This window comes from Bacteroidetes bacterium GWF2_43_63 (assembly GCA_001769275.1).
In the GTDB taxonomy this organism is placed as follows: Bacteria; Bacteroidota; Bacteroidia; order Bacteroidales; family DTU049; genus GWF2-43-63.
This window is the reverse complement of sequence record MEOQ01000017.1, coordinates 1-22,071: the sequence shown is the minus strand read 5'-3', so window position 1 is coordinate 22,071 and position 22,071 is coordinate 1. Positions and strand designations below refer to the sequence as shown.

General features: G+C 42.8%; 19 protein-coding genes. 6 read left to right on the top strand and 13 right to left on the bottom strand.

Annotated elements, in window-relative coordinates; translation table 11 throughout:
- Positions 1–273 precede the first annotated feature (273 nt).
- Positions 274–1,221 carry a hypothetical protein gene (locus tag A2W93_03840; protein OFY55357.1) on the top strand — a complete coding sequence of 316 codons (948 nt, stop codon included), beginning with the start codon at positions 274–276 and terminating at the stop codon, positions 1,219–1,221.
- A 578-nt stretch (positions 1,222–1,799) separates the two neighbouring features.
- Here A2W93_03840 and A2W93_03835 read toward each other — a convergent pair.
- The 9 genes from A2W93_03835 to A2W93_03795 form a co-directional block, all read right to left on the bottom strand.
- On the bottom strand, positions 1,800–2,978 hold the full coding sequence (locus A2W93_03835; protein ID OFY55356.1) for a hypothetical protein: 1,179 nt from the start codon (positions 2,976–2,978) through the stop codon (positions 1,800–1,802).
- A gap of 201 nt (positions 2,979–3,179) precedes the next feature.
- Complete coding sequence (locus A2W93_03830; GenBank protein ID OFY55355.1) at positions 3,180–4,202, bottom strand: hypothetical protein; 1,023 nt, start codon at positions 4,200–4,202, stop codon at positions 3,180–3,182.
- 19 nt (positions 4,203–4,221) lie between these two features.
- The gene (locus tag A2W93_03825) at positions 4,222–5,700 is read right to left on the bottom strand and encodes a hypothetical protein (protein ID OFY55354.1); all 1,479 of its coding nucleotides are present in this window, start codon (positions 5,698–5,700) and stop codon (positions 4,222–4,224) included.
- Positions 5,688–6,038 (bottom strand): PadR family transcriptional regulator, encoded by a 351-nt coding sequence (locus A2W93_03820; protein ID OFY55353.1) that lies wholly within the window; start codon positions 6,036–6,038, stop codon positions 5,688–5,690. The genes A2W93_03825 and A2W93_03820 overlap by 13 nt, the downstream gene beginning before the upstream one ends.
- Positions 6,039–6,519: 481 nt before the next feature.
- Positions 6,520–6,996, bottom strand: a complete 477-nt coding sequence (locus A2W93_03815; protein ID OFY55352.1) for a hypothetical protein — start codon at positions 6,994–6,996, stop codon at positions 6,520–6,522.
- A 17-nt stretch (positions 6,997–7,013) separates the two neighbouring features.
- Entirely contained in the window at positions 7,014–7,976 is a 963-nt protein-coding gene (locus A2W93_03810; GenBank protein ID OFY55380.1) for a hypothetical protein, read from the bottom strand.
- Positions 7,977–7,993: 17 nt separating this feature from the next.
- Entirely contained in the window at positions 7,994–9,154 is a 1,161-nt protein-coding gene (locus A2W93_03805) for a hypothetical protein (GenBank protein OFY55351.1), read from the bottom strand.
- Between the two features lie 87 nt (positions 9,155–9,241).
- A complete protein-coding gene (locus A2W93_03800) occupies positions 9,242–11,572 on the bottom strand; it encodes a hypothetical protein (GenBank protein OFY55350.1) in 2,331 nt (776 codons plus the stop codon).
- A gap of 114 nt (positions 11,573–11,686) precedes the next feature.
- Complete coding sequence (locus tag A2W93_03795) at positions 11,687–12,697, bottom strand: glycosyl transferase family 2 (protein ID OFY55349.1); 1,011 nt, start codon at positions 12,695–12,697, stop codon at positions 11,687–11,689.
- Between the two features lie 353 nt (positions 12,698–13,050).
- Between A2W93_03795 and A2W93_03790 the strand changes: the two genes are divergently transcribed.
- The 5 genes from A2W93_03790 (at position 13,051) to A2W93_03770 (ending at position 19,463) form a co-directional block, all read left to right on the top strand.
- Positions 13,051–13,443, top strand: coding sequence for a hypothetical protein (locus A2W93_03790; protein ID OFY55348.1), 393 nt, complete (start codon positions 13,051–13,053; stop codon positions 13,441–13,443).
- A 9-nt stretch (positions 13,444–13,452) separates the two neighbouring features.
- On the top strand, positions 13,453–14,328 hold the full coding sequence (locus tag A2W93_03785) for a hypothetical protein (protein ID OFY55347.1): 876 nt from the start codon (positions 13,453–13,455) through the stop codon (positions 14,326–14,328).
- A 108-nt stretch (positions 14,329–14,436) separates the two neighbouring features.
- Positions 14,437–16,596, top strand: coding sequence for a ribonuclease R (locus tag A2W93_03780; protein ID OFY55379.1), 2,160 nt, complete (start codon positions 14,437–14,439; stop codon positions 16,594–16,596).
- Positions 16,597–16,815: 219 nt separating this feature from the next.
- Positions 16,816–18,048, top strand: a complete 1,233-nt coding sequence (locus tag A2W93_03775) for a hypothetical protein (GenBank protein OFY55346.1) — start codon at positions 16,816–16,818, stop codon at positions 18,046–18,048.
- A complete protein-coding gene (locus A2W93_03770; GenBank protein OFY55345.1) occupies positions 18,048–19,463 on the top strand; it encodes a hypothetical protein in 1,416 nt (471 codons plus the stop codon). Before A2W93_03775 ends, A2W93_03770 begins: the two co-directional genes overlap by 1 nt.
- Before the next feature lie 93 nt (positions 19,464–19,556).
- Here A2W93_03770 and A2W93_03765 read toward each other — a convergent pair whose 3' ends face one another.
- The 4 genes from A2W93_03765 to A2W93_03750 all read right to left on the bottom strand — a co-directional run bounded on the left by A2W93_03765 (position 19,557) and on the right by A2W93_03750 (position 21,802).
- Entirely contained in the window at positions 19,557–20,165 is a 609-nt protein-coding gene (locus tag A2W93_03765) for a hypothetical protein (protein ID OFY55344.1), read from the bottom strand.
- A gap of 180 nt (positions 20,166–20,345) precedes the next feature.
- The gene (locus A2W93_03760) at positions 20,346–21,083 is read right to left on the bottom strand and encodes a hypothetical protein (protein OFY55343.1); all 738 of its coding nucleotides are present in this window, start codon (positions 21,081–21,083) and stop codon (positions 20,346–20,348) included.
- Between the two features lie 80 nt (positions 21,084–21,163).
- Positions 21,164–21,391, bottom strand: a complete 228-nt coding sequence (locus tag A2W93_03755) for a hypothetical protein (GenBank protein ID OFY55342.1) — start codon at positions 21,389–21,391, stop codon at positions 21,164–21,166.
- Between the two features lie 57 nt (positions 21,392–21,448).
- Positions 21,449–21,802, bottom strand: a complete 354-nt coding sequence (locus tag A2W93_03750) for a thioredoxin (protein ID OFY55378.1) — start codon at positions 21,800–21,802, stop codon at positions 21,449–21,451.
- Positions 21,803–22,071 lie beyond the last annotated feature (269 nt).

The window sequence follows — 22,071 nt, the reverse complement described above, 5'->3', positions numbered from 1 at the left end:
TAATTGAAGCAACCTCTCTGCGTTGTTGGAAACTACTGTCCAGGCCGATGCACTCAGGTCGATTTCATCGACGCAGAGAGATCGGCGATGCTTCTTTTAATAATCGCAAATACGCCATATCAATTGCCAGTAGTTAGCAGCCAGTTTCAATATTACTCATATTTGCATATGCGCCCCGCTTCCAGCGGGATAAACTCCGCGTCGCATCGGCGAAACCGCACATTTCCACATTTGCTCAGCTCACAACTGGCCACTAATTCTTATCTTTGCATCATGAATTCCCGCGGCCTGATATTATTTCTCGACACCACGCATCCACTGCTTCCGCAAAAACTGGAGGATGCTGGCTTTGAGGTGAAACTCTTTTCAGGAACGCTTGACGATCTGAAGGCGATGTTGCCGGATGTGACCGGACTCGTTGTACGTAGTAAATTCACTTTAACTCGTGATGTTCTGGAATGCGCATCAAACCTACGTTTCATTGCGCGTGCCGGTGCCGGAATGGAAAACATCGACGTTGCTTTTGCAGAAAGCAAAGGCATCGCATGCCTCAGCAGTCCCGAAGGCAATCGGGATGCCGTCGGCGAACAGGCACTCGGAATGTTGCTAATGCTGATGAACAACCTGCGGCGCGCCGACAATGAAGTTCGCAAAAGCATCTGGAAACGTGAGGCCAACCGTGGCTTTGAGCTGACCGGAAAAACTGTTGGCATCATCGGCTATGGAAATATGGGAAGCGCTTTCGCGCAGAAAATAAGCGGTTTCGGCTGCCGTGTGATCGCTTACGACAAGTATAAAACCGGCTATGGAAGCGCGATTGTAGAAGAACAACCCATGCAGACTTTGTTTGAGGAATGCGATGTCGTGAGTCTGCATGTGCCCCTGACCGAAGAAACGACATATCTGGCGAATGAAAATTTCTTTGATTCTTTTCGTAAACCGATCTGGTTCATCAATACTTCGCGCGGAATGGTGTGCAAAACATCAGCATTGATTACCGCACTCGAAGCGGGATTGGTGTTAGGTGTCGCGCTCGATGTGCTCGAATGGGAAGATTTCAGTTTCGAAAATTTCTTCAAACAGGAGCTGCCACCTGAATTCACCTGGCTGACGCAAAGCGATAAAGTAGTGCTGAGCCCGCACATTGCCGGCTGGACGCACGAATCGAACGTGAAGCACGCTGAGGTGCTGCTCGCAAAAATCGTCGCGCTGAGTTGGTAGAGTTGCTCGCAGAGAGCGCAAAGACGCAGAGAATTGCACGCGGAGTCGAGAGAAATTTTGCCGCGAAGACACTACTTGTCACGTTTTACGTGAAGGCACAAAAAATTGATACCACTGAGTTCCCGGTCGCTGATTGAGACACAGCTTTGCTTACTGTGCCGGGATCTCCTGGAAAACCCTCGCAGCATCTCCATTTTTCTTCCGCGAATTATACTAATTTGCGCGAATGGATTTTGCTTCCCTCAGCAGGTCTTATGAACGCGAATAGAATCAATCTTCATCTGCGATGAAGCCTGATTCAGTGGGGTGCGCAGAGTGTGCACGAGAGCTGCTCGCAGAGGTCGCAGAGACGCAGAGAGTTTCGATACTATCGGAATTGCCACGAGGGCACAAAGACACAACAACCCACACAAGGTTACGCGTCAACGTGAAACGCTGCAAGCCGGAGACGCGCGCCCAATGGGTGTTTTGCCGCGAGTTCACAAAGACATGAAATCTATTTACCACTGAGTTCCCGGACTTGCTCCGGGATCTCTTCTGGCCAAATTCCGTGAAGATTACTTGTTTACCTATGCATTTTATTTTGGCTCAACAAAATAAGAGGAACTGAATGGATATCTTGCAGTAGTACCATACCTTGTGGTGTATTCAACAACGCCGCCGAATTTATGCTCGCCGGGTTTGTCAGCACGCACTTTATAAATACCTTTGCCAGCTTTCCCTTTAATTACTATCGGATTACCAAGCACCGTCATTGTCGAAGTATCGACACCTGCGCCTATTATTATTCGTGGACTATATTGTGAGTCATAGGCCGCAACAAAAATTTCCGCTTCATACACGTCGCCAACACGTACATGATTACTTACAGCAATCGCTTTTGCAAATATTGAATTATATTCAGGATCAGGACCACTTACAGTACGATACAAATATGCCAAAACTTGAATCTCAGCAGATCTGATTTCAGTAATTAGTGTATTGAGTAATAAAACATCTGCCGCAAGACTTGTGTTCCTGAAATTTGCGTCTTCCCATGTTTGAAAATCTTTGTTATCGGTTAATGAAACCATTTTTTCAACATTAAGACCTAGATTGACACGTCTCGAGTTATTGAAACCCAACAATGCTTTCATATCATTTTTATATGCAACAATCCGGTGTTTAAGCTCAGTTGTTATTGGAAGCCCACCATTGTTTTTGTGTGTTTCGAACAGAAACTTGGTCGGGATTTCATAATTATCCAATCGTGTGAATTTTGATAGAAAACTCGAGTCTTCTTTAATTGAATATTCTTCTGCGATTTGAACCTGTTCAGCCGAAATTCCTGTTACTAAACTAATAAGTTCATATTTTAGATTTTGCACATAATCTATTAACGACTGATACTTTTCAAAAGACGCCTCGCTTTTTTCCATCATATCTTTTGTTTTTCCAGGAGTAATCATGTGACTGACTCTGATCATACTAAAAAGTCCTTTTACCTGATTCTCTATTATGGCATCTGTTTTCATCACCGCATCATTAGCCACAATCAGCGATTTGATTTCCTTTTCGTTGTTGTTTTTTGTGCAGCCAGCAAATTGAATTATGCCAATCAGGACAATGCTGAGAAGCATAAACGATCTTATTTTTGAATTAATCTTCATACGAGCGTGATTTGGTGCAACAATATTAAGCAAAATTGATTGAATATTAAAATGATTGTACACCGAATTGTTTTTTCTTGAATTGTCGTTTAATAAGTGGCTAGACATATTTATTCTTATTTCGGCTTAACAAAATCAGGAAATGAAATTGTTGGTTATGATACTCAAAACAAGGATTGGTATTGATTTTTGTACCAAAGAACTTTATTCAATCAAATATTAAAAATCCCGGATCCAAGCAGTGCATCAGTCCGGGAATTTTTTTTGCTTAGTGCAGGCAAATATGATTTTGTCAGCGGATGAGCAAACTCAATACTGTTTTAGCACACATGATTCAGCAATGCGTACATTGTTTTCCAATGCTGAAAGATTTCCGAGAATGGTTATCAGATAAGCATTGCGTGGAAAATACTGATCTTCCCAGGTATCGGTTTCGCCGGGATTGACGGCAGATGGTTTATCATTTGTCAACAGCAGCGAACCGATGAGTTGTTGTAAATCTGCATCAACTGCGACCTCCATGAGAAATGACCGGTATTCTTCAAGCATTGTTTTCAGCTCTGTTGCTTTGCCTGCGTGATTATCGTATCCACGCATGATGGCTGTAGTTGTATTGCTTTCGGTGAAGTTCTGTACTTTATTGATGTTGATCTTGTTTTCAGAGCTGAATGCAGGAGATTCCTCCCCATCGATGTTTTGTATCAGTTCTTTTTGTACAGCTTCAATCTTTTGACAGACGTCTTCGGTTTTCTTTTTCAGATCGTTGATTGCTACTGGTGTTTCAGTACGACTGGTTTTTGAAATTGATTGATAGGTTGCCGTATTTTTTGCTTCGAAAACCTCTGTTGAAGTTGAAAAATCATGGGCAGTTATGGTTATTCCGTCAATTACAGTCTTACTCACATTCAACGCAATCAAACTACTGAAGACCGCCACATACACCAGCAACAGCATGACGCCAATAAAGTTGAGACTCTGTCGTGGTTCATTTTTGCGATTGTGATACAGAAATACAGGCAGAAACAACGCAAATGGAAGTGGGGTGGCAACAATCATCAGATAACTGGCACCGGGCCAGTGAAAGATTTTGAACATAGCAGCAACCAGAATCAGTGCAGAAGTTAGATAGGCAGCAATGTACAGCGTGCCTTTTTCTTTTCCGTTGTTGCGGTAATTATTGATGAGCGCCAAGGGCAGCAATGCTGCAACAAACAGCACAAGCCCTGTGAGAATAAAAATGTTGGCGCCCGGAAAGTGGAGAAGCTTACAAATAGTGCCGATGACAAACAGATTGACCAGCACAACGCCTGATATATATATGAACTTTTTCATGTCAGTTATTATTTTGGAATTATTGTTTCGTTTCCTTCTGTACTTCTTTCAGGTGGCTGATCATGCTGTTTTCGGCGAGTGCCACTTTGTATTCAAGCCCCGACAAAGTGTTGAGTACTCCAATTGCAGGAATATTGTAGAAATGATACATTACCCACGATACATCGTCGCCGCTTAGAACCATTTTTACCGGCGAGGTGGGCAACAGCTGTTTGATGAATTCCACTTCGTCCTGATCATCGCCGGCCTCGGCCAGCAGAAGGTTGCGGTATGCTTCGGTTTTCATTTGCACATTGTAACCAACTCCATCATTTCCGTTTTCTCCATAAAGGTATTTTGTCGGAATTGCTACATCGAATTTATTTTGCAGAAGATAATAATCATCTGACATTGACTGCGCTTCGCTTTCGGGGATTTCATCGAGCAGCGCGACCAGACTTGTTTTTACCCCACTGATATATTCAATGAGTTCTTTGGAGCTTTGATGGATTTTATTGACTTTATTTACAAGTGTGGTGTCGGTCGTGGAATCCGCTGCTGCAGCGTTAATAAGCGAAGCATTGTATTTTATGAAAGAATCAGTTCCGCTGTTTAAAGTAATGGATGGCTGAACGAAATCCTTATACACCACACGTGAGATATTCAGTGCCAGCAGCATGTTGAAGAGGTTGAATAGAATCACGGCCATGCACAGATAAATAAATCCGCCTTTGATAAATGCACTTTCTCTGAAAGCATAGTATGTGTACAATGGCAGCCAGACAAGGCTGAGCGCGATCGATCCGACAAAAAGTTCGACTGCCGCACCGGGCCAGTGAAAAAATTTACTGCAGAGACCTACCAGAATAACAGCTATCGAAGCGGCTCCTACAATGTTTGTCCGCCTGATAAACTTGCTTTCAGTTGTGCTGGTTTTTGAAATTACAATCGATGGAATCAATACAAAAATAAATAGTACAAATCCAGTCAGCAACAGATATGATGCCCCCGGATAATGCTGCAGTTTGAACAGAATTCCCATCATCAGGGCAATACCTCCGATGAGCGCCACCGGATAGATGAGCCCTCCCCACTTTATTTTGTACTCGCGCCTCATGACCGATATGGCCGAGGGATAGAATACAAAGGCGAGTAGTCCGAACCCAAGAAGAAACAGGACGCTGGCTCCGGGCCAGTGCATGATTTTGAACACCGAACCAAATGCAATCATTATCAAACTGATGAGTGCAAAAACTTTCATTGTTGTTTTCATGTTTCTGTATTTTTTGTCGATTAATATAAGCGTGTCTTCTTCAACTTTTTTAATGTTGCGGGTATCGCCAATTTGCAGTCTGGCTTTTCTGAAAGCATCGTCAAAGCTCAGTCCAGATGCGCATTCTGCTTCAATCATGCAGCAGATGTGATCGATCAGATCATCGGCCAGATGCGAGAACGCAATTTGTTCGGATTTGACAAGACGCTCAATCTGGCTCACCTGGTTGAAGGTCAGGCCTTGCATAGCGCAGGATCCGGTTTAGGGTTAATCATTGTGCGCAGCGTATTGATGAAGTCTTCAAGTTCCTTCACCTTTTCTTTGGCGGTCGACTGGCCTTTTTTTGTGAGACTGTAGTAAATCCGGTTGCGATTGTTCACAATTTCCGATTCAGTTTTCACCAGCCCATCGGTTTCGAGTTTGTGCAAAATGGGATACAGAGCGCCAAAGGTGAGTTTGATTTTTCCGTCCGACAATTCTTCCACCCTTTGGGTAATTTCATACCCGTACATTCGTTTCTCGTCGGCGAGCATTTTCAGAACGATGGACTTCAGGGAGCCTTTCAGCAGATCACTTGGTATCATGTTTCAAATTTTTAATATGAAAGAAACTTATATATAGCAAAAGTACAATATAAAAACATCAAAAAGCAAATAAAAATTGTGTTGTGCGAAAAATATTTTTGATATTGACATAACATGCAGAAATACAATGAAATACCCATCTTTTAAATTTGATGTTTTCAGATGCAGATATGGAATCACATTATATTATTGGCGTTTTGAGATAAAGTCTTTTGAATGAAAGAAACAAAGTTTTCTTCTTATAAGTTTTGCTTCTGTAGCGCTGTAAATCCAGGTTGGGCGTAGTCTTTAATGAAAAATTTGCAGGGTTGAGTCTGGAGACTCAACCCTGCAATTACATTTTACAGACTACGCCCAACGTATTTTAAAAGCGCTACAGTAGCGCCTTCCGATAGCAATTGAAACAGGATTGCAGCACTGTAAAGTTCTCTTCATGAATAGCTATTATTGACAAGCGTAAAGCTCCATCCACATCCACAAATCAGAACTTCATAACTAATCCAAATCCATTAGAGGTTGCAGCCAGATGGACTTCCTTTTGCAAACACCCGTTTTTTTTCAGATCTGTGTTGTAAATATTCACCGCATTTATTGTGCGTCGCGAGTAAGCCAGGCGAAGTGGAATGGAAACAACAACCAATCCAACACCAGCCGCGGCCAGGGCCCATTCGGGTTTCCCGCCTGCCAGGACAGTTCCAAGCGGAGCGCCAATCATGAAGCCTCCTGCATAACTGAACAAATCAGAAAAAAACAAATTGTTTTTGGCAGCTCTCAGCTCTTTGTATGATGTGGTATTTGATTTCAGTACTCCGGCAAGTCTTTTGGGAGTCAGAACTATATTGTTCTGAATGAATGATATATTATTGCTTCTGACAATAGTAATTGAGTCAGTAGAATTCTGGCTTTGTGCTGTAATAAAGATCAGCAGGGCAATCGTCGAAATCAGAAATTTGTTCATTGTGTATTTATTAAATTTTAATCCTTATAATACAAAAAATAATACGCCTCCACATTATCCAGATACGCGCCATCAAAGCCGGCATCGAGAATTTTATTCGTATAGGAATCATTGTTGCCGTAAATTATTTCCTGCCAGTCTTTGTTCCAGAATTTCACCCAATACTCATCATCATAGCCATTGTATTTATTTTTAATCCATCCGGGCTGACAAATATTCCAGCTGTCTTTCCAGTAGTATCTGAATTTTTCCGCCGCTCCAATATTCATGTATGCAATCACCAGACGCTTTCCGCCGTTGGCCTTTGTTTTCAATTGCCCGATTTCAGCAGATGTAAACGCATCATCTTCGAAAAACAAATCCATTAAAATCACGTCATAGTTGGTGGCTGCAACAGCGTCAATGAAAGCCTGCTTTGATGAATATTTTTCAGTGTTTATGAGGTATAAAAAATTCCTTGCCTCAGCCAGTGTTGTAATGTCGCTGTCATTTTCAGCCGGGATCCATAAAGGAATTTGAGTGTAATCATAGTTATCTGATTCACGTACGAAACAAATATAACCTTCATTATAATTCATGTCGTATGCATCGTTGGTCATGGTGCTGCTGTTCACATATTCCGAAACAAGAATTTTTGTGTGATAGTAAAGCTCCGCCGCCAGTGGTTGCCTGTAATCATCCCAATGAAAAGTCCCGTTGTAGTAGAGTTCCTCAATCCCAATGCCGTCAATTGCGTTTATGTAGGAATTATCGAGGTTGCATGAAAAATCGGGCTCTGCATCAATATATGCAAGCTCAATTCCGTTTTGCGGAATGACAATAAAATCAGGATCAATGCCACGCGCATATTGAGAGATGTCAATAACAAATTCCTGCATTTTCAATGCGGCTTTGTTTGATCTTTTTTCCTTGGCGCATCCGGCTGAAATCAGCACCAGAAGCAATAAAACAAACGGAAAATGTATATTAGTGTTTTTCATTTCGAAAATCAAAAATGTCATAAGAGTTTCCTATACGACCACGTTCTCCAAACTTTTTCTAGCGGTCCTGAATCGTAAAAACGGAACCAGACAATATTGACGATAATCTGGAAAACATAGACTGCAAGCGCGATTCCAACTACCATCATCACATTGGTTTGTCCGAAAAATCCAAAGCCCCAGCCATAGAAAATAATTCCAAGTATGAGCGACTGCATCAGATAGTTGGTGAGCGACATGCGACCCATGAGCGCAAATGGCTTCAGCAGCCGTGCCGGGGCGGGGAAGGACGCAATTAAAAGAATGAATAATAAATAAGTTGATGCTACAAATAAATTCATCAACTCATAACCGGCCATAAATGCAGCCATTGCAAAGGGGCCTTCGATGCTGAAAACCGATTCATATTTCAGATAAATAATTATTGCAACAACTGCAATTAAAACAAGTGAAATCGCCCACAATAATTTATGTGCAGCCACTTTTTTATGCAGAAAATATTTCGACGCAACAAATCCAAACAATGTGATACCAATGATTTTCGGCAGGTAATAAAACATGTTGATGTTTCTGAAATCAGCATATTCATGCAATCGTAGCTGTAGAATTTCAAAATAATTTCCGCTGGAATAAACAATTCTGGCTTGCCCGAGACATTCTGTACAAAGCGATGTCATGGAGTCGGGCAGCGGAATACAGGTTGATGCAGCCATCCAGAATGCTACAAAGAAATAAAAGAAAATGGCCAGCATCAGTTGCAAAACTGTCGGGGCTTTGCGCAGCAGAAAAACAATCAATCCTGCAATCGCATATGGCAGCAGAATGTCTCCGGCCCAAAGCAATACTACGTGCGCCATTCCAAACATCGCGAGAAGCATCATCCGGCGCGAGAAAAAATGGCCGAATGGCTGATTGTTCTCTTTGAATTTTCGATATTGCATAAAGATGCCGTAGCCAAAAAGAAAGCTGAACAGAAAAATGAACTTGTCGGCGGTCAGACTGATGAACACATTGTAGAATAGCTGCTGCTCCGGGTCAGGCAAGGATCCGTAGTATCCGCCAAAATTGAAAAACGATGCATTGAATCCGAGCGAATTCACAACGACAATTCCGAGCAAAGCAAAGCCGCGCAGAATATCAAGACTGCTGATTCTTTCCTTTGTTGATTCTGGTTTCATTCGTTTTTAGCCACAAACAAAATTATTAAAAAAGATGAATATAATTGTTTGCTGATGCAATTATTTACTTAGGGCTTTCTAATGGAATCAGTACAACAATGTTACACTGCCACGATACTTATGAATAAGTTGGGTTGCATCCTTAATTATTATTTCATAAGTATAAGTGTCCTGAATTTTTTCTTTTTTGACAACACCGTTTACATTCCCATCCCATGGAACATTATAATCGCTGGTAAAAAAGACAAGGCTTCCCCATCTATTGTAAATGCGCATTTCATAGAGATCGGTGTTGACTGAAATACCATACGGCATAAAAAAGTCATTTATTCCATCACCATTGGGTGAAAACGCGCTTGGAATATAAAATGTAAAAATATCATTTATGATCACAATCGCACCCGTTGTATCTTTGCAATCGTAAGAATCCTGCGCGACAAGCCATACTGTAAATTCTCCAACGGAGCCATATGTGTGTATTGGGAACTCTTCCAACGAATTGTCTCCATCACCAAAGTCCCAGAAAAACAAATCTGCGTTTATCGACTGGTTGATGAATTGGATCGGGCTACCGATGGTAACTGGATTTGGATTGGCCGAAAACGCTGCAACTGTCCCCGGTGCATTATATACGTATGCAATATTTGTATAAGTGCCGATAGAATCGGTCATCGTAACCAGATATCCACCAGATATCAACCCGGTTATTGTTTCTGTCGTTTGTAATGGGGTCGTATTCCACTCCACAGCTGTATTTCCGATGGCATTGTGAATATGTACAGTTGCTGTACCGTCTCCATGTTTACAATGATCTGGAGTGGTAGAAACGGTGAGATACGTATTTGTTGTAAGTCCTACTACAACTTCAATTGTATCGGTGCACCCTTTTGAATCAGTAGCAACAACTATGTAGGTCCCATGTGCAAGACCTGTAATGGCTGTTCCGGTTACAGGCGGATTTGTATTCCAGACAACGGTGATGCTTCCTGTTCCACCTGAAACTGCCACAGTAGCTGTTCCGTCAAACATTCCATATAATTCAGGTGTAGAGCTTACAATCGTTAACTCAGGTCCGGCAATCTCCTGAACAATATATGAGGCCACGCCAGGACATAGACCTCCATCATCAACGGTTACAGAATATGTACCTGTGGTTAGTCCTGAAACGGACGTATTTGTTGATGCCGGATTGGTATCCCAGATATACGTGTAAATACCGGAACCGCCCGTGGCAACCACACTGGCTGTGCCAAGCCCCTGACCGCAATAATCAGGATTTCCAGACATATTCAGTGTGGGACCGCCAATATCAATTACCAATGCTGTGTCGATGGCTGAACATTGTCCGTCCGAAACTGTGACGAAGTATGAGCCGGCGCCCAATCCTGTTGCAGTTTGGGTTGATTGAACGGGCACGGTGCTCCATGTGTAGGAATATGATCCTGAGCCACCGGTAGCAGATACGGTGGCACTGCCGTTGGGACCACAATCTGCATCAACAACAGAAATATTAGTTGAAATATTTTGGATTGAGAAGTTGAAACAGGCCGGTGCTGCCTGATTTCCGCAGTTATCCGTAACAGATCCGGCTGTGTTATTCAGGCAAATCTGATAGGAGCCACTGGCCATGATAGCAGGAGATACGGTAATAGTAAAAGTATTTTCCATCGATCCGCCCGCTGCACATGCAGCTCCGGTGATGCCAGTAATGGAATATGGACCACCCGGCCCAAATAAATTAAAATCATTGACACTGGCGGTTGAGCACAAAACATTCTCACTGAATGTGAAGGTCAGCTGAGTTGAGCCACATGCGATCGGCTGATTAACAGATTGAAATACCGGCGGAATATTATCAAAAATGGATGCAGAGGAAGCAGAAAAATTGAGGGTGTATCCATATTGTGTCGAAGAAAAGTTTGAAATGTTCAATACGTAGGTTTGACCCGCTGTTACTGGTATAGCAGCATTATCATTCACATCAAGAGCATCTGCGCAATTGAGCGAAGACCCGCCATTGGCACCGGTAGTTCCGGGATCTGCTGCGTAGTTACAACTTACTTGAAGCGAAGGATTTGTATAAATGTTGTTGCAGTTGGCATTGGTCAGATTGTAAACAGCCCAGTCATAATCATCCTGGCTGTTATTTGGGGTAATATTAAATTTCAGCAATCCGGAAGTCTGAACAGTGAAAATATACCAGACATCATTTTTTTCCCCTGATTCAAGGCAGCTTGCGGGACACCCAGAAGTGTTGATTTCATCAGGATAGTTGCCCTCGCCCGAAAACGAGTTTGTTTGCGTATAAACATACTGACAAACTGGTATGGCTCCCATGCAATCCTGCACTGTCGGGCTCTGAGCGCTGATTAATTCAGCAATCAGAAAAAAGAAAATGACAGCAACACATTTAATCATTAAGCACGAATTTTGAAAAATTTCAAATACTGGTTTTTACAGAAAAAATCGCCAACTCTCAAAAATTTGACCAAACTCCGGAAAATTGGTAAAAACACCCATTCACTTTTAAAGTCAAACTTTATTGCTTTGTTTTAACGCGGTATAACTCTTTTTATTTTTTAAATAATAATCAATCAGAATATTTCCCTGATACATCACCGGTGGAAAACTTTCTATTGAAGATTTTTTAAACTCTTTTTTCATTCTTCTGAAATGCCGTCTGGCTTTGCATACAGCACCTGCATCACCAAAATGTCGCTGCAATAAAAACAAAACGAATGCAATCCCATCGAGGAAGAAGCGACGGCGCAACACTTTGGCAATACCTTTTGCCGGATAATTCTTATAAATCAGCAACAGGTTGTTGCGAAAATTCAGATAAGTCTTTCTTGCCGATGAGCGGGGCAGACTACCACCGCCAACGTGCCAGGCCTCGCTTTGAGGAACCACAGCTACTTTGCGGCCGGTGTTCCAAAGGCGCCAGCAAAGATCGATTTCTTCCATGTGGGCAAAGAATTTTTCATCCAGCCCGCCAATGGCTTCGTAGTCGCTATTGCGGATGAACAGACAAGCACCGGTTGCCCAAAGCACATCGGTAACATCGTCGTACTGTCCTTTGTCTTCTTCTACTGTCGAAAAAATGCGGCCGCGGCAAAACGGGTAAGCGTTTTTGTCAAGATATCCGCCACTGGCACCGGCATATTCAAACAGGTTGTCATGTCCGTACCATTTCAGCTTTGGCTGACAGGCAGCATATTCGGGATGCGCATCCATAAAGGCTTCCAGCGGTTCAACCCAACCCGGTTTTGTCTCAACATCTGAATTGAGTAAAACAAAATATTCTGCATCAATCAGCTTGAATGCTTCATTGTATCCGCCTGCAAATCCGTGATTCACTTCAAATTCAATCAATCGGATTTGCCCGAATTTTTCTTTTAATAATTCAAGGCTTCCGTCGGTCGACGCATTATCAGCCACAATCAACTCTGCCGAAGCAGGCAACGACGCAATAACGCCGGGCATGAATTTCTCAAGCCAGCCCTTTCCGTTCCAGTTTAATATGACTACTGCTGTTTTTATCACTTTGCGTTGGATGCACAAAACTACAAAATTTATGCTTTGCGCACAACGCATACGGTATGAGGCATAGGGCATGAGGCATAGGGTATGAGGCGTGCGGCATGCGGCGCGGCGCACAGCACAATCTCAACCTCGGCCTCAACCTTGACCTTGACCTCAACCTGGGCGCGCGTCTCCCGCTTGCAACCACGTAAAACGTGGCAACCTGTTTTACGTTGACGCGTGACCTTCTGCACAATTAAAAACTCAGCCTTACCAATAACCAATAACCATTACCCAATAACCATTACCCAATACCCATTACCCAATAACCAATACCCAATAACCATTTTTATTATCTTTGAAAAAAAATCATCATGGCCGAACTCAAGACCAAACCCGAAAATGTCGACATCAAAGCATTTATCGATGCACTGCCCGATGAACAGCGCGACGACTGCAATTATTTGCTGAAAACCATGCAGAAAATTACCGGCGAAAAACCTGAATTCTGGACTGGCGGTATGATCGGTTTCGGTCGCTATACCTACCAAGGGAAGACCTGCAGCGGCGAATGGTTCCCACTGGGCTTTTCGCCCCGCAAAAATTATCTGAGCATTTATCTGCTGGGCTACATTGACGAAAGTGATCCTTTGTTGACAAATCTCGGGAAATTCAAAGCCGGCAAAGGCTGTCTGAATATCAAAAGACTTTCCGATATTGATAAGCCGGTACTCGAGCAGATTATCAAAAACAATAACAAGAAATAGCAACAACGGATGAATCCCGGAGACGTACTTCAGGTAATACTGAAAAAACACATTGACCTTTCAGAAACCGAACAATATTGGGTTGCTGAAACAGTAGACGGACAGCGGTTTCTGATGGATTCATTGCAATACGAAAAGTATGAATTTGCAATTGGACAGCGCATTCAGGTAACTGTTGATAAAATCAACTGCAGCGGAAAAGTTTTTATAGAGCCCGATCATCCGTTGTACAGGCGCGGCGAAAGCTATGTTTTTCCGGTTCATTCAGTTGTTTCGAAAAGCGAAAATATTTTATCGTTGATTGTAACCGATGTTTTCGAAAACAAAATACCGATACAGTATCATGTGGATGGATCCAACGATGCGCCATCCGAAGTTGAATTGCTCGTCATAGGTTTGCGCAAAGCATTGCCGGTCTTGCTTGACCCTGTGCTGCAGGAGCAAACTCCGTTTAAGGAAAATGAGATTTATTCCTTCAGCGTCGTTGACAAAATTCTCATTGATAACGAAAAATACTTTCAGCTCGAAGACAGCTTTGGCCGATTGCATTTATTGCCGGTAAGGTTCTATGAAAAATATCCGATCAAAATCGGGAAACCGCTCGATTGCTACGTTGTACGCATTGGGCAGAATGCGGATCTCACGCTTGAACCTGTGCATCCTGTATTTCTTTTAGGATACGAACTGGAATTGAACTTTGTTGGTGAATATCGCGGCGACGAGTACATTGGACAAAAACATAAACTATATTTGCTGCACGATGACGAAGGCAATGAGTTTTTTATGTCGATGCGTTTTCTCGAAGGAAAGAAAATCCCAAACCACATGCGCTGCCGCATCGAAAAACTGAAGAAAGGTCAGCCATTGGTGGAGCCTGTATGGTAGTCACATGGCTATAAATTATAATATCAATAACATTGCGGTAACATTGAAATGCCTTGCATGTTTGATATTGATGTACCTTTGCAACAGAAAAATTAATAAATGATTATTATGAGTAAAAAGAAAACAACAAACCCGAACAAAAACCAGGACGACAACACCCTCGCGATGAATATTCTGGCCATTTTTCGCCAGAATCCGTACATGTTATTCAACTACAAACAGATCTCAAGCCGGCTAGGAATCAGTCGTGGACCAGAACGTGAAAAAATGCAGGTGGCGATCGATAAACTCGTTTCGCAGGAATTGTTACTGGTGCGCAACCGCGGCAAATACGTGCTCAATCCTGAAGCCATCGAAATAGAAGAAAATGCAAGCGAAATAGAAGGGACCATCGATATCACAGCCAACGGAAAAGGTTTTCTGCTGATGCCTGATAAAGATGATATTGCCATCGCGCAGGGCGATTTAAATCAGGCACTCACCGGAGACACGGTTCTGGTGCGCCTTTTCCCACGCCGACGCAATCGCAGACCTGAAGGAACAGTAATCAGTGTGGTGAAAAGAAAGCGTCAGCAATATGTGGGTACCATTCAGGTTGGACCGAAAATGTCATTCTTTGTTCCCGATGACCGGAAAATTCATGTTGATTTCCTCGTGCCGCGCGAAAATCTGAACAAAGCAAAGAATGGCGAAAAAGTTATCGTTGCCATGACCGACTGGCCGCAACAGTCGCGCAATCCTTTTGCAACGGTAACTACTGTTCTGGGGCAGCCCGGAGTCAACGAAGTAGAGATTCAGAGTATTCTGGCCAACTATGAGTTTCCGCTCTGTTTCCCAAAACATGTCGAAAAAGAAGCAGATCGCATTCCGATTGAAATCAGTGCCGAGGAAATTAAAAAACGCAAGGATTTCCGTGACACATTTACATTTACTTGTGACCCGGCCGACGCGAAAGATTTTGACGATGCATTGTCACTGAAAAAACTGAAAAGCGGGAATTGGGAAGTGGGTGTGCATATTGCCGATGTATCGCATTATGTGAGACCTGGCTCTGAGATTGACAAAGAGGCCTTTGATCGCGCTACTTCCATTTACATGGTTGATCGCGTAATACCGATGTTGCCCGAAAAATTATCGAACAATGTTTGCTCACTTCGCCCCAACGAAGACAAACTCTGCCATTCGGTGGTGTTTGAAATGAGCGAGGATGCAAAGGTTCTGAAATACTGGATTGGCCACACCATCATCAATTCTGATATTCGCTACAATTACGAAGAGGTGCAGGAAATAATTGAAACCGGCAAAGGAAAATTCAGCGAAGAAATTTTGTTGTTGCATAAGCTGGCTGACATCATGCGTCAGGAACGCAATAAAAAAGGCAGCATTAATTTCAAGAGCACGGAAGTGAAATTCAAACTTGATGAAGCCGGAAAGCCGCTCGAAGTCTATCTTAAGGAGCAGAAGGAATCGAATATGCTGATTGAAGATTTCATGTTGCTTGCCAATAAAACAGTGGCTGCTCACATTGGAAAAGTCACTGAGAAAAACAAAACGCCGAAGACATTTGTTTATCGAATTCACGATGAACCCAGTCCTGAAAAGCTGTCGAATTTTTCCGAATTTTTGAGCAAACTTGGATACAGCATCAACATCACTTCCAAAAATAACATTTCGGCTTCGTTAAACAATTTGTTCAGCAAAGTGGCTGGCAAAGCTGAAGAGACGATGATTGAAACCATTGCTGTCCGCACAATGGCCAAGGCCATTTACAGCACAAACAACATTGGTCACTACGGATTGGCATTCGATTTCTACACGCATTTTACTTCGCCCATTCGCCGTTATCCCGACCTGATGGTGCATAGACTTTTGGACTGGTATGCCGATAGCAAACCGTCGGTGAATCAGGGAGACTACGAAGATATGTGCGACCATTGCAGCGACATGGAAAAGAAAGCGGCGGATGCCGAACGCGAATCGGTCAAATTCAAGCAGATGGAATTCATGGCCGATCAGGTTGGAAAAACATTTGATGGCGTGATTTCGGGCGTAAGCAAATGGGGCATTTTCGTTGAAATTTCATACAGCCACGCTGAAGGATTGGTGCGACTTGAGGATATGAAGGACGATTTCTATTATCTCGACGAAGACAATTATATGGTCATCGGACACCGCACCAAAACCACCTATCGCCTTGGTGACAAAGTCACTGTTCTGATAAAGAAAATCGATATCGGTCGCAAACAAATGGATTTGTCAATCGTGTAAAACGTATGATGCATGAGGCTTGCGGCATAAGGCTTTGCTGCGCTCTCGCGCTGATTTTTTCAACCTCTATGCGTCGCGACTGTGTCGTCAAGTGAAACGACCTGTAACGTGAAACGACTATCACGATTGTAACTTGTAACGATTGTTTCGACTCAAATAAACAAATAGACAATAAATATCAAAAACAATTCTTATTTTCGCATGATAAAACATGGAACTATGAGAGAGTTTAAAATATTTGAAGGGAAAACCTTAGGCATTCTTTCGGGCGGTGGCGACACTCCTGCTATCAACTCTAGCATTGAAAGCATCCGGAACCGGGCTCAGCTACTGGGTTACAAGGTTTTTGGAATTCGTCACGGGTGGCGGGGTTTGCTCGGTGATGGAGATGTAGTTGATCTTACCAATCAGCCCTATGATGGAATTTATGGAGGTACAGCGCTGCGCTCAAGCCGCACCAATCCTTTTCCTTCAAAGAAAAATCCGGAAAGCCGTGTTCCTCAGATTCTGAAAAATATTGAACGCTACAAACTCGATGTGCTTGTCACCATTGGCGGTGACGATACCAATGGCGCTGCCAAACGTCTGTACGAAACCGAAGGCATTCCTGTTATTGGTTTTCCGAAAACGATTGACAACGATTTGCGTACACGCACAATTCATGAATATGCAAATAAAAAAATTGAAGCCGTTTTATGTCCCGGCTATCCAAGCGCTCTGAAAGGCGTAATGGAATTTACGCGCCGTATTAAAACCACGGCCGAATCACATTCACGCATTCTTGTTCTCGAAATCATGGGGCGCGATGCTGGCTGGCTCACTGGTGGTGCAGCTTATGGTCAGGCAGATATTATTATGGTTCCGGAATATCCGATTGATAAAAGTCGTAAGGATTTCTTTTTCGAATTTGTCAAGGAAGCTTTCATGCGCAGTCCGAAGAAATCGATTATCATTGCTGTCTCAGAAGGCCTTCGCTGGTACGACGATCAAACCGGAAAAACCGATGTTGTTTATGCTTCTACCGAAGTGGACGAATACGGTCATCCGCGCCTGGGCGGCGTGAGCGGTGTTATTGCCAGCGAAATTTCGAACAAGCTCGGTATCGAGGCACGCGCGCAGACAGTCGGTTATTATGCACGCTCGGGCGAATGCCGTTTGTATGACCGAAAACTCACAGCAACTTTGGCTGATAAAGTCGTTGATCTATTGCTGCGTGAGGATTATGGCAAAATGCCGGTCATCAGCAAAATGGTCAGCTATCCGGAACTGGAAGAATTCAACACGGGAAGCATAGATATGGGAAATGTAGGCAACAAGCCACTCCCGGAAGAGTATTACGATGTCGATGAATTCCGTTTCACCGATGCTTATTTCGATTTCATGCATCATATTCTGGGTGATCGCACTTTTATCGATTTCAAATACAACTTCCCGGTTGTGATACCTGAATAATGAAAAATATTTTCTGGATCTTTTTGTTTCCTGTTGTGATGCAGGCTCAGACATTGTCGGTCAGTACCGATAGTCTGATGAAGCATGTGAATTATTTTGCCTCTCCCGCGCTGAATGGCCGTTTGCCTGGCACCGGGGGATATTTGAAAGCAGTTCAGTATGCTGAAGATTATTTTGTTGATCATGGTTTGCAGCAGGTTGGGAATATTTCGTGGCGTCAGAATATTCCAATTGAAACCAATTTGATTGATTCTGCCCGGGTGCTGATTGAAACAGGTCGCGATGTAATGGAACTGATTCCCGGTGTTGATTTTTCCGTCCGCGGTTATTCCGGAAGCGGTGATGTTACTGCACCGGTTGTATTCTGTGGCTACGGGCTCGATTCAGATGAATACTCCGATTATAAAGGCATCGACGTTGAAGGAAAAATTGTTTTGATTTTTAAAACGATTCCTCCGTTTTTCAAAAGCACAATGCCGGATTATTCCATTCGGGGTGCGGCCGATGCTGCATATAAACATGGAGCGATTGCAGTCATATTTGTTTCGCAACCAAATCAGAATCACCCTCAGGAACCCATCGGAAGCATGATGCATGGCGCTGGGCCGATGCATGCCGATTTACCGCAGATTCAGATTTCGGTTGAAAAAGCGGAGTACCTTATGTCGAATTCCGGATACTCACTGAAACAACTACAGGCCTCGATCGATTCACTGAAAAAGCCATGCAGTATTGCTGCAAAAAAGCAAGCTTCGGTGTATGTAAAAGCGAATTATAATTCAAATGGACACACCACAAACGTTATAGGAATGTTGCCCGGTGTCGATCCGGTGCTGAAAGACGAGTACATCATTCTGGGCGGACATCTCGATCATGTTGGTTCCATCGGAAATTCAGTTTTATATCCCGGGGCAAACGACAATGCCTCTGGCAGCGCGGCAGTGCTTGAACTTGCCCGGATTTTTTCGGCTGACAGAAGTAAGTTGAAGCGGTCAGTGATTTTTGTTCTTTTCGGCAGCGAAGAAAAAGGGCTCGATGGCTCGTCGTATTTTGTAAATCATTTACCAGTGCCAAAAGAAAATATTGTGGCCGTGTTCAATATGGACTGCATTGGGTGCGGCGATTCATTGATGGCTGGAAACGGGAAAAGCTGCCCTGACCTCTGGAACACGGCAGCAGAAGTGGCAAAACAGCACAAATGGCCCATGTCGCAACGCACCTGGGAAGGCGGTGGCGCCGATCTCAAGCCGTTTTACGAAGCCGGTATCCCGGGATTATATTTTGTGAATACCAACGCACATCAGCAACTGCACCTGCCGTCGGACACTCCAGAAATCATTAACCAGCCTCAGTTTACACGCATGGTGAGATGGGTTGAAGCTGTGACCCGCCGGATGGTGATTGATGTAAAATAATTTCGGTGATTAAAATTTGGGCGCGCGTCTCACGACGCGTGACCTGTCCTACATGTCAAATCTTTTTCCATTATAAAACCGGTGCTTACTTTGTTATTTCAGGCTAGATTTTAGTTTCAGGCTATTGCTTCTAAATTCTAACAGTCCCTGTATCAGAAAATCCTTAAATCCGGCTGAATCCAAATCATATCCTCTAGGATCAGCAAGGTCAACCATGTTATGGTCAACTATGCAATAATATGGTTGTGCATTTGATTTATATCTTTCAATTTGCAAATACCAATTATATCTGCCAATGGTGGAAATAATTTTTGGTCGGCCTTCATACATGATTTGCACCGGTTCTTTAAGTTTTCCTTTTATATCAACAAACAGAAATGCGACTATAAAATTGTCCCTGATTAGTTTCTCTGAGTCACTTGTTTTTACAACCTTCCAGTCAATATCCCGAGTGCTTTTGCAGCCTACACCGGTAAATATTATCAAGATCGGTTTGTCTTTAATTTGACTAAGTTTCAATGCTGAATCCAGGTCAAACACAAACTCAATATTTCTTGGCACATAGTCAACGTATCGCAATAAATTCATGCTATCTTTATGCGGATGGAAATAATAGTCTGGTAATTCCGGCTCATTGTCTGCAGCTGGTCTGCAACCTGTCATCAGGATCAATAAAAATATAAAAAGCTGAATTTTTGACACTTTTGAGATTTTCGATAATTAACAATAAGCAAATATACAAAGTTATACAAATGTTATTGGGCCTCGCTTAACTTAAAGTCTAATTTGAAAACAAATCACTTTACGTCAAATGTTTTCCTACCCGAAAATGCGAGAGCTTTTTGCAGGCAATAAAAAAAGCCTCTTGCGAGGCTTTCAGAATTATTTCTTTTTAGAGTCGAGCGGATTTTTTAGTCCGGAGTAGGAAATCAGTTCAAACTTCACCGTGCCGATTAGAATTGAGCTTTTTGCATAAATCGGGATTCTGTTTTTGTCGTTGGTAACATAGATGGTGAGCGGATAAGCTTCGCCGAACACTGTTCCAACAAGCACTTTGGGTTTCAGCTTAATACAGCTGAATGTGCCTAAACCCATTTTCAGGTTGGCAATGCCGTCATATACCAGTGTAGTTGAAAAAAGACTGTCTTCAAAAACATAAGGGATCGTGATATTTTGTCCGGTAGTAAAGCTCGACAGATCGAGATTACGTGCATAATAACCAGCAGAAATCATATCCTGCGCATAAGTTGGAATATAGTAATTGACAGAAACATCCTTTTTATTGTTTTTGAACTGTGCCAGGTTTTTACCATGATTAAAAATGATATCCTGATCAGCCGTAAAGTTGCCTTCGTGAGCGCGGCGTAAAAACAAAAGCGGGAATTGGCCCTGTTCATCAACATAAGAGTCGAAGCGGTCGTTTACAAAAATAGCCCAGTTGTATTTTTTAAAGGTGGCTCCGGAAGCAACAATGTGATTACAGGTGCGACCTCCAACTGTTTCTGTTTCGGGCATTACTTCGAATGTTCCGTAGGCCGCTTTGATCTTTCCGGTCAAAAAAGAGTCGAAATAAATAATGTAAGTGAGCTTTTCACCACGTTTCCAGGCGGTGTTGGGCATCGATCTGTATTGAGCATTGGCCGCGAGGAAAGAAAAGAATAGTATAATAAGTGTGGCGGATGAAATGAGATTCCTGGTTTTCATGACTGAATGTTTTTAGAGTTTTTGTCCTTGTCTTTGTAGAACATACTGCCTACGAGCCAGCCAGTAATCAATCCCCATGCCAAAGACCCCCATGGATTAGAGGTGATGGGGCATGAACCGCTGTTGCAGCCTACGAAATAGTAGTACATGTATCCGCCGGTTGCACCCAGAAACATACCAATCAGAGCAGGAAGATTAAATAGACTTTTAAATACTTTTTTCATGTATGAACAGGCAATGACGTGACACAAAATTATACTTTTTTACAATCAATGCGGAATTTATTTCATGTATGGAGCCAGCCGGTTCAGCAATACTTCTTTGCTTTGTAATCCCGAGGCCTTGTCAACAGCTACTCCATCTACAAAAATGATGGTTGTTGGGATATACTGAATGGCAAAACGGGTTGACAGGGCTTTGTTTTTATCGGTGTCAACCTTACCGATTACCACTTTGCCATGGAGTGAATCAGCCAGCTGATCGATGATAGGACCTTGCATAACACAGGGACGACACCATACAGCCCAGAAGTCAACAAGAACGACCCCTTTTTTTATGGTCTCATCAAAATTTTCGGTGGTTATAACCTTGGTGTGACTTTTCTTTTCCTCAGTTTGTGCCTGAACGGTGCTGATATTCGTCAATACAAGTGCGGCCATGGTGCCGGCAATAAGCAGAAGTCTGTTTTTCATGTTTTTCGTTTTTGCGGATTGCGCTTTTTCAAAAATAATACCAAAGGTAAAGCATAATCCGGAACCAGCATTCATCCGGATTATGCTAAATATCATTTTCTCAAATTAAAACTTCACTCCTGACTTGTCCATTTTAGTGCGACAGTTTCAGAGCCTGTAAATATTCAGTGATTTTCTGGTTATACTGCGTACGGATTTTTATTTCTTTGTGA

Coding starts and splice junctions, on each gene's coding strand:
- A2W93_03820 (OFY55353.1), bottom strand. CDS start 6,038: ATGATACCAAGTGATCTGCTGAAAGGCTCCCTGAAGTCCATCGTTCTG.
- A2W93_03800 (OFY55350.1), bottom strand. CDS start 11,572: ATGATTAAATGTGTTGCTGTCATTTTCTTTTTTCTGATTGCTGAATTA.
- A2W93_03825 (OFY55354.1), bottom strand. CDS start 5,700: ATGCAAGGCCTGACCTTCAACCAGGTGAGCCAGATTGAGCGTCTTGTC.
- A2W93_03780 (OFY55379.1), top strand. CDS start 14,437: ATGAGTAAAAAGAAAACAACAAACCCGAACAAAAACCAGGACGACAAC.
- A2W93_03790 (OFY55348.1), top strand. CDS start 13,051: ATGGCCGAACTCAAGACCAAACCCGAAAATGTCGACATCAAAGCATTT.
- A2W93_03760 (OFY55343.1), bottom strand. CDS start 21,083: ATGCCCAACACCGCCTGGAAACGTGGTGAAAAGCTCACTTACATTATT.
- A2W93_03835 (OFY55356.1), bottom strand. CDS start 2,978: ATGTCTAGCCACTTATTAAACGACAATTCAAGAAAAAACAATTCGGTG.
- A2W93_03770 (OFY55345.1), top strand. CDS start 18,048: ATGAAAAATATTTTCTGGATCTTTTTGTTTCCTGTTGTGATGCAGGCT.
- A2W93_03830 (OFY55355.1), bottom strand. CDS start 4,202: ATGAAAAAGTTCATATATATATCAGGCGTTGTGCTGGTCAATCTGTTT.
- A2W93_03815 (OFY55352.1), bottom strand. CDS start 6,996: ATGAACAAATTTCTGATTTCGACGATTGCCCTGCTGATCTTTATTACA.
- A2W93_03785 (OFY55347.1), top strand. CDS start 13,453: ATGAATCCCGGAGACGTACTTCAGGTAATACTGAAAAAACACATTGAC.
- A2W93_03755 (OFY55342.1), bottom strand. CDS start 21,391: ATGAAAAAAGTATTTAAAAGTCTATTTAATCTTCCTGCTCTGATTGGT.
- A2W93_03840 (OFY55357.1), top strand. CDS start 274: ATGAATTCCCGCGGCCTGATATTATTTCTCGACACCACGCATCCACTG.
- A2W93_03805 (OFY55351.1), bottom strand. CDS start 9,154: ATGAAACCAGAATCAACAAAGGAAAGAATCAGCAGTCTTGATATTCTG.
- A2W93_03775 (OFY55346.1), top strand. CDS start 16,816: ATGAGAGAGTTTAAAATATTTGAAGGGAAAACCTTAGGCATTCTTTCG.
- A2W93_03810 (OFY55380.1), bottom strand. CDS start 7,976: ATGAAAAACACTAATATACATTTTCCGTTTGTTTTATTGCTTCTGGTG.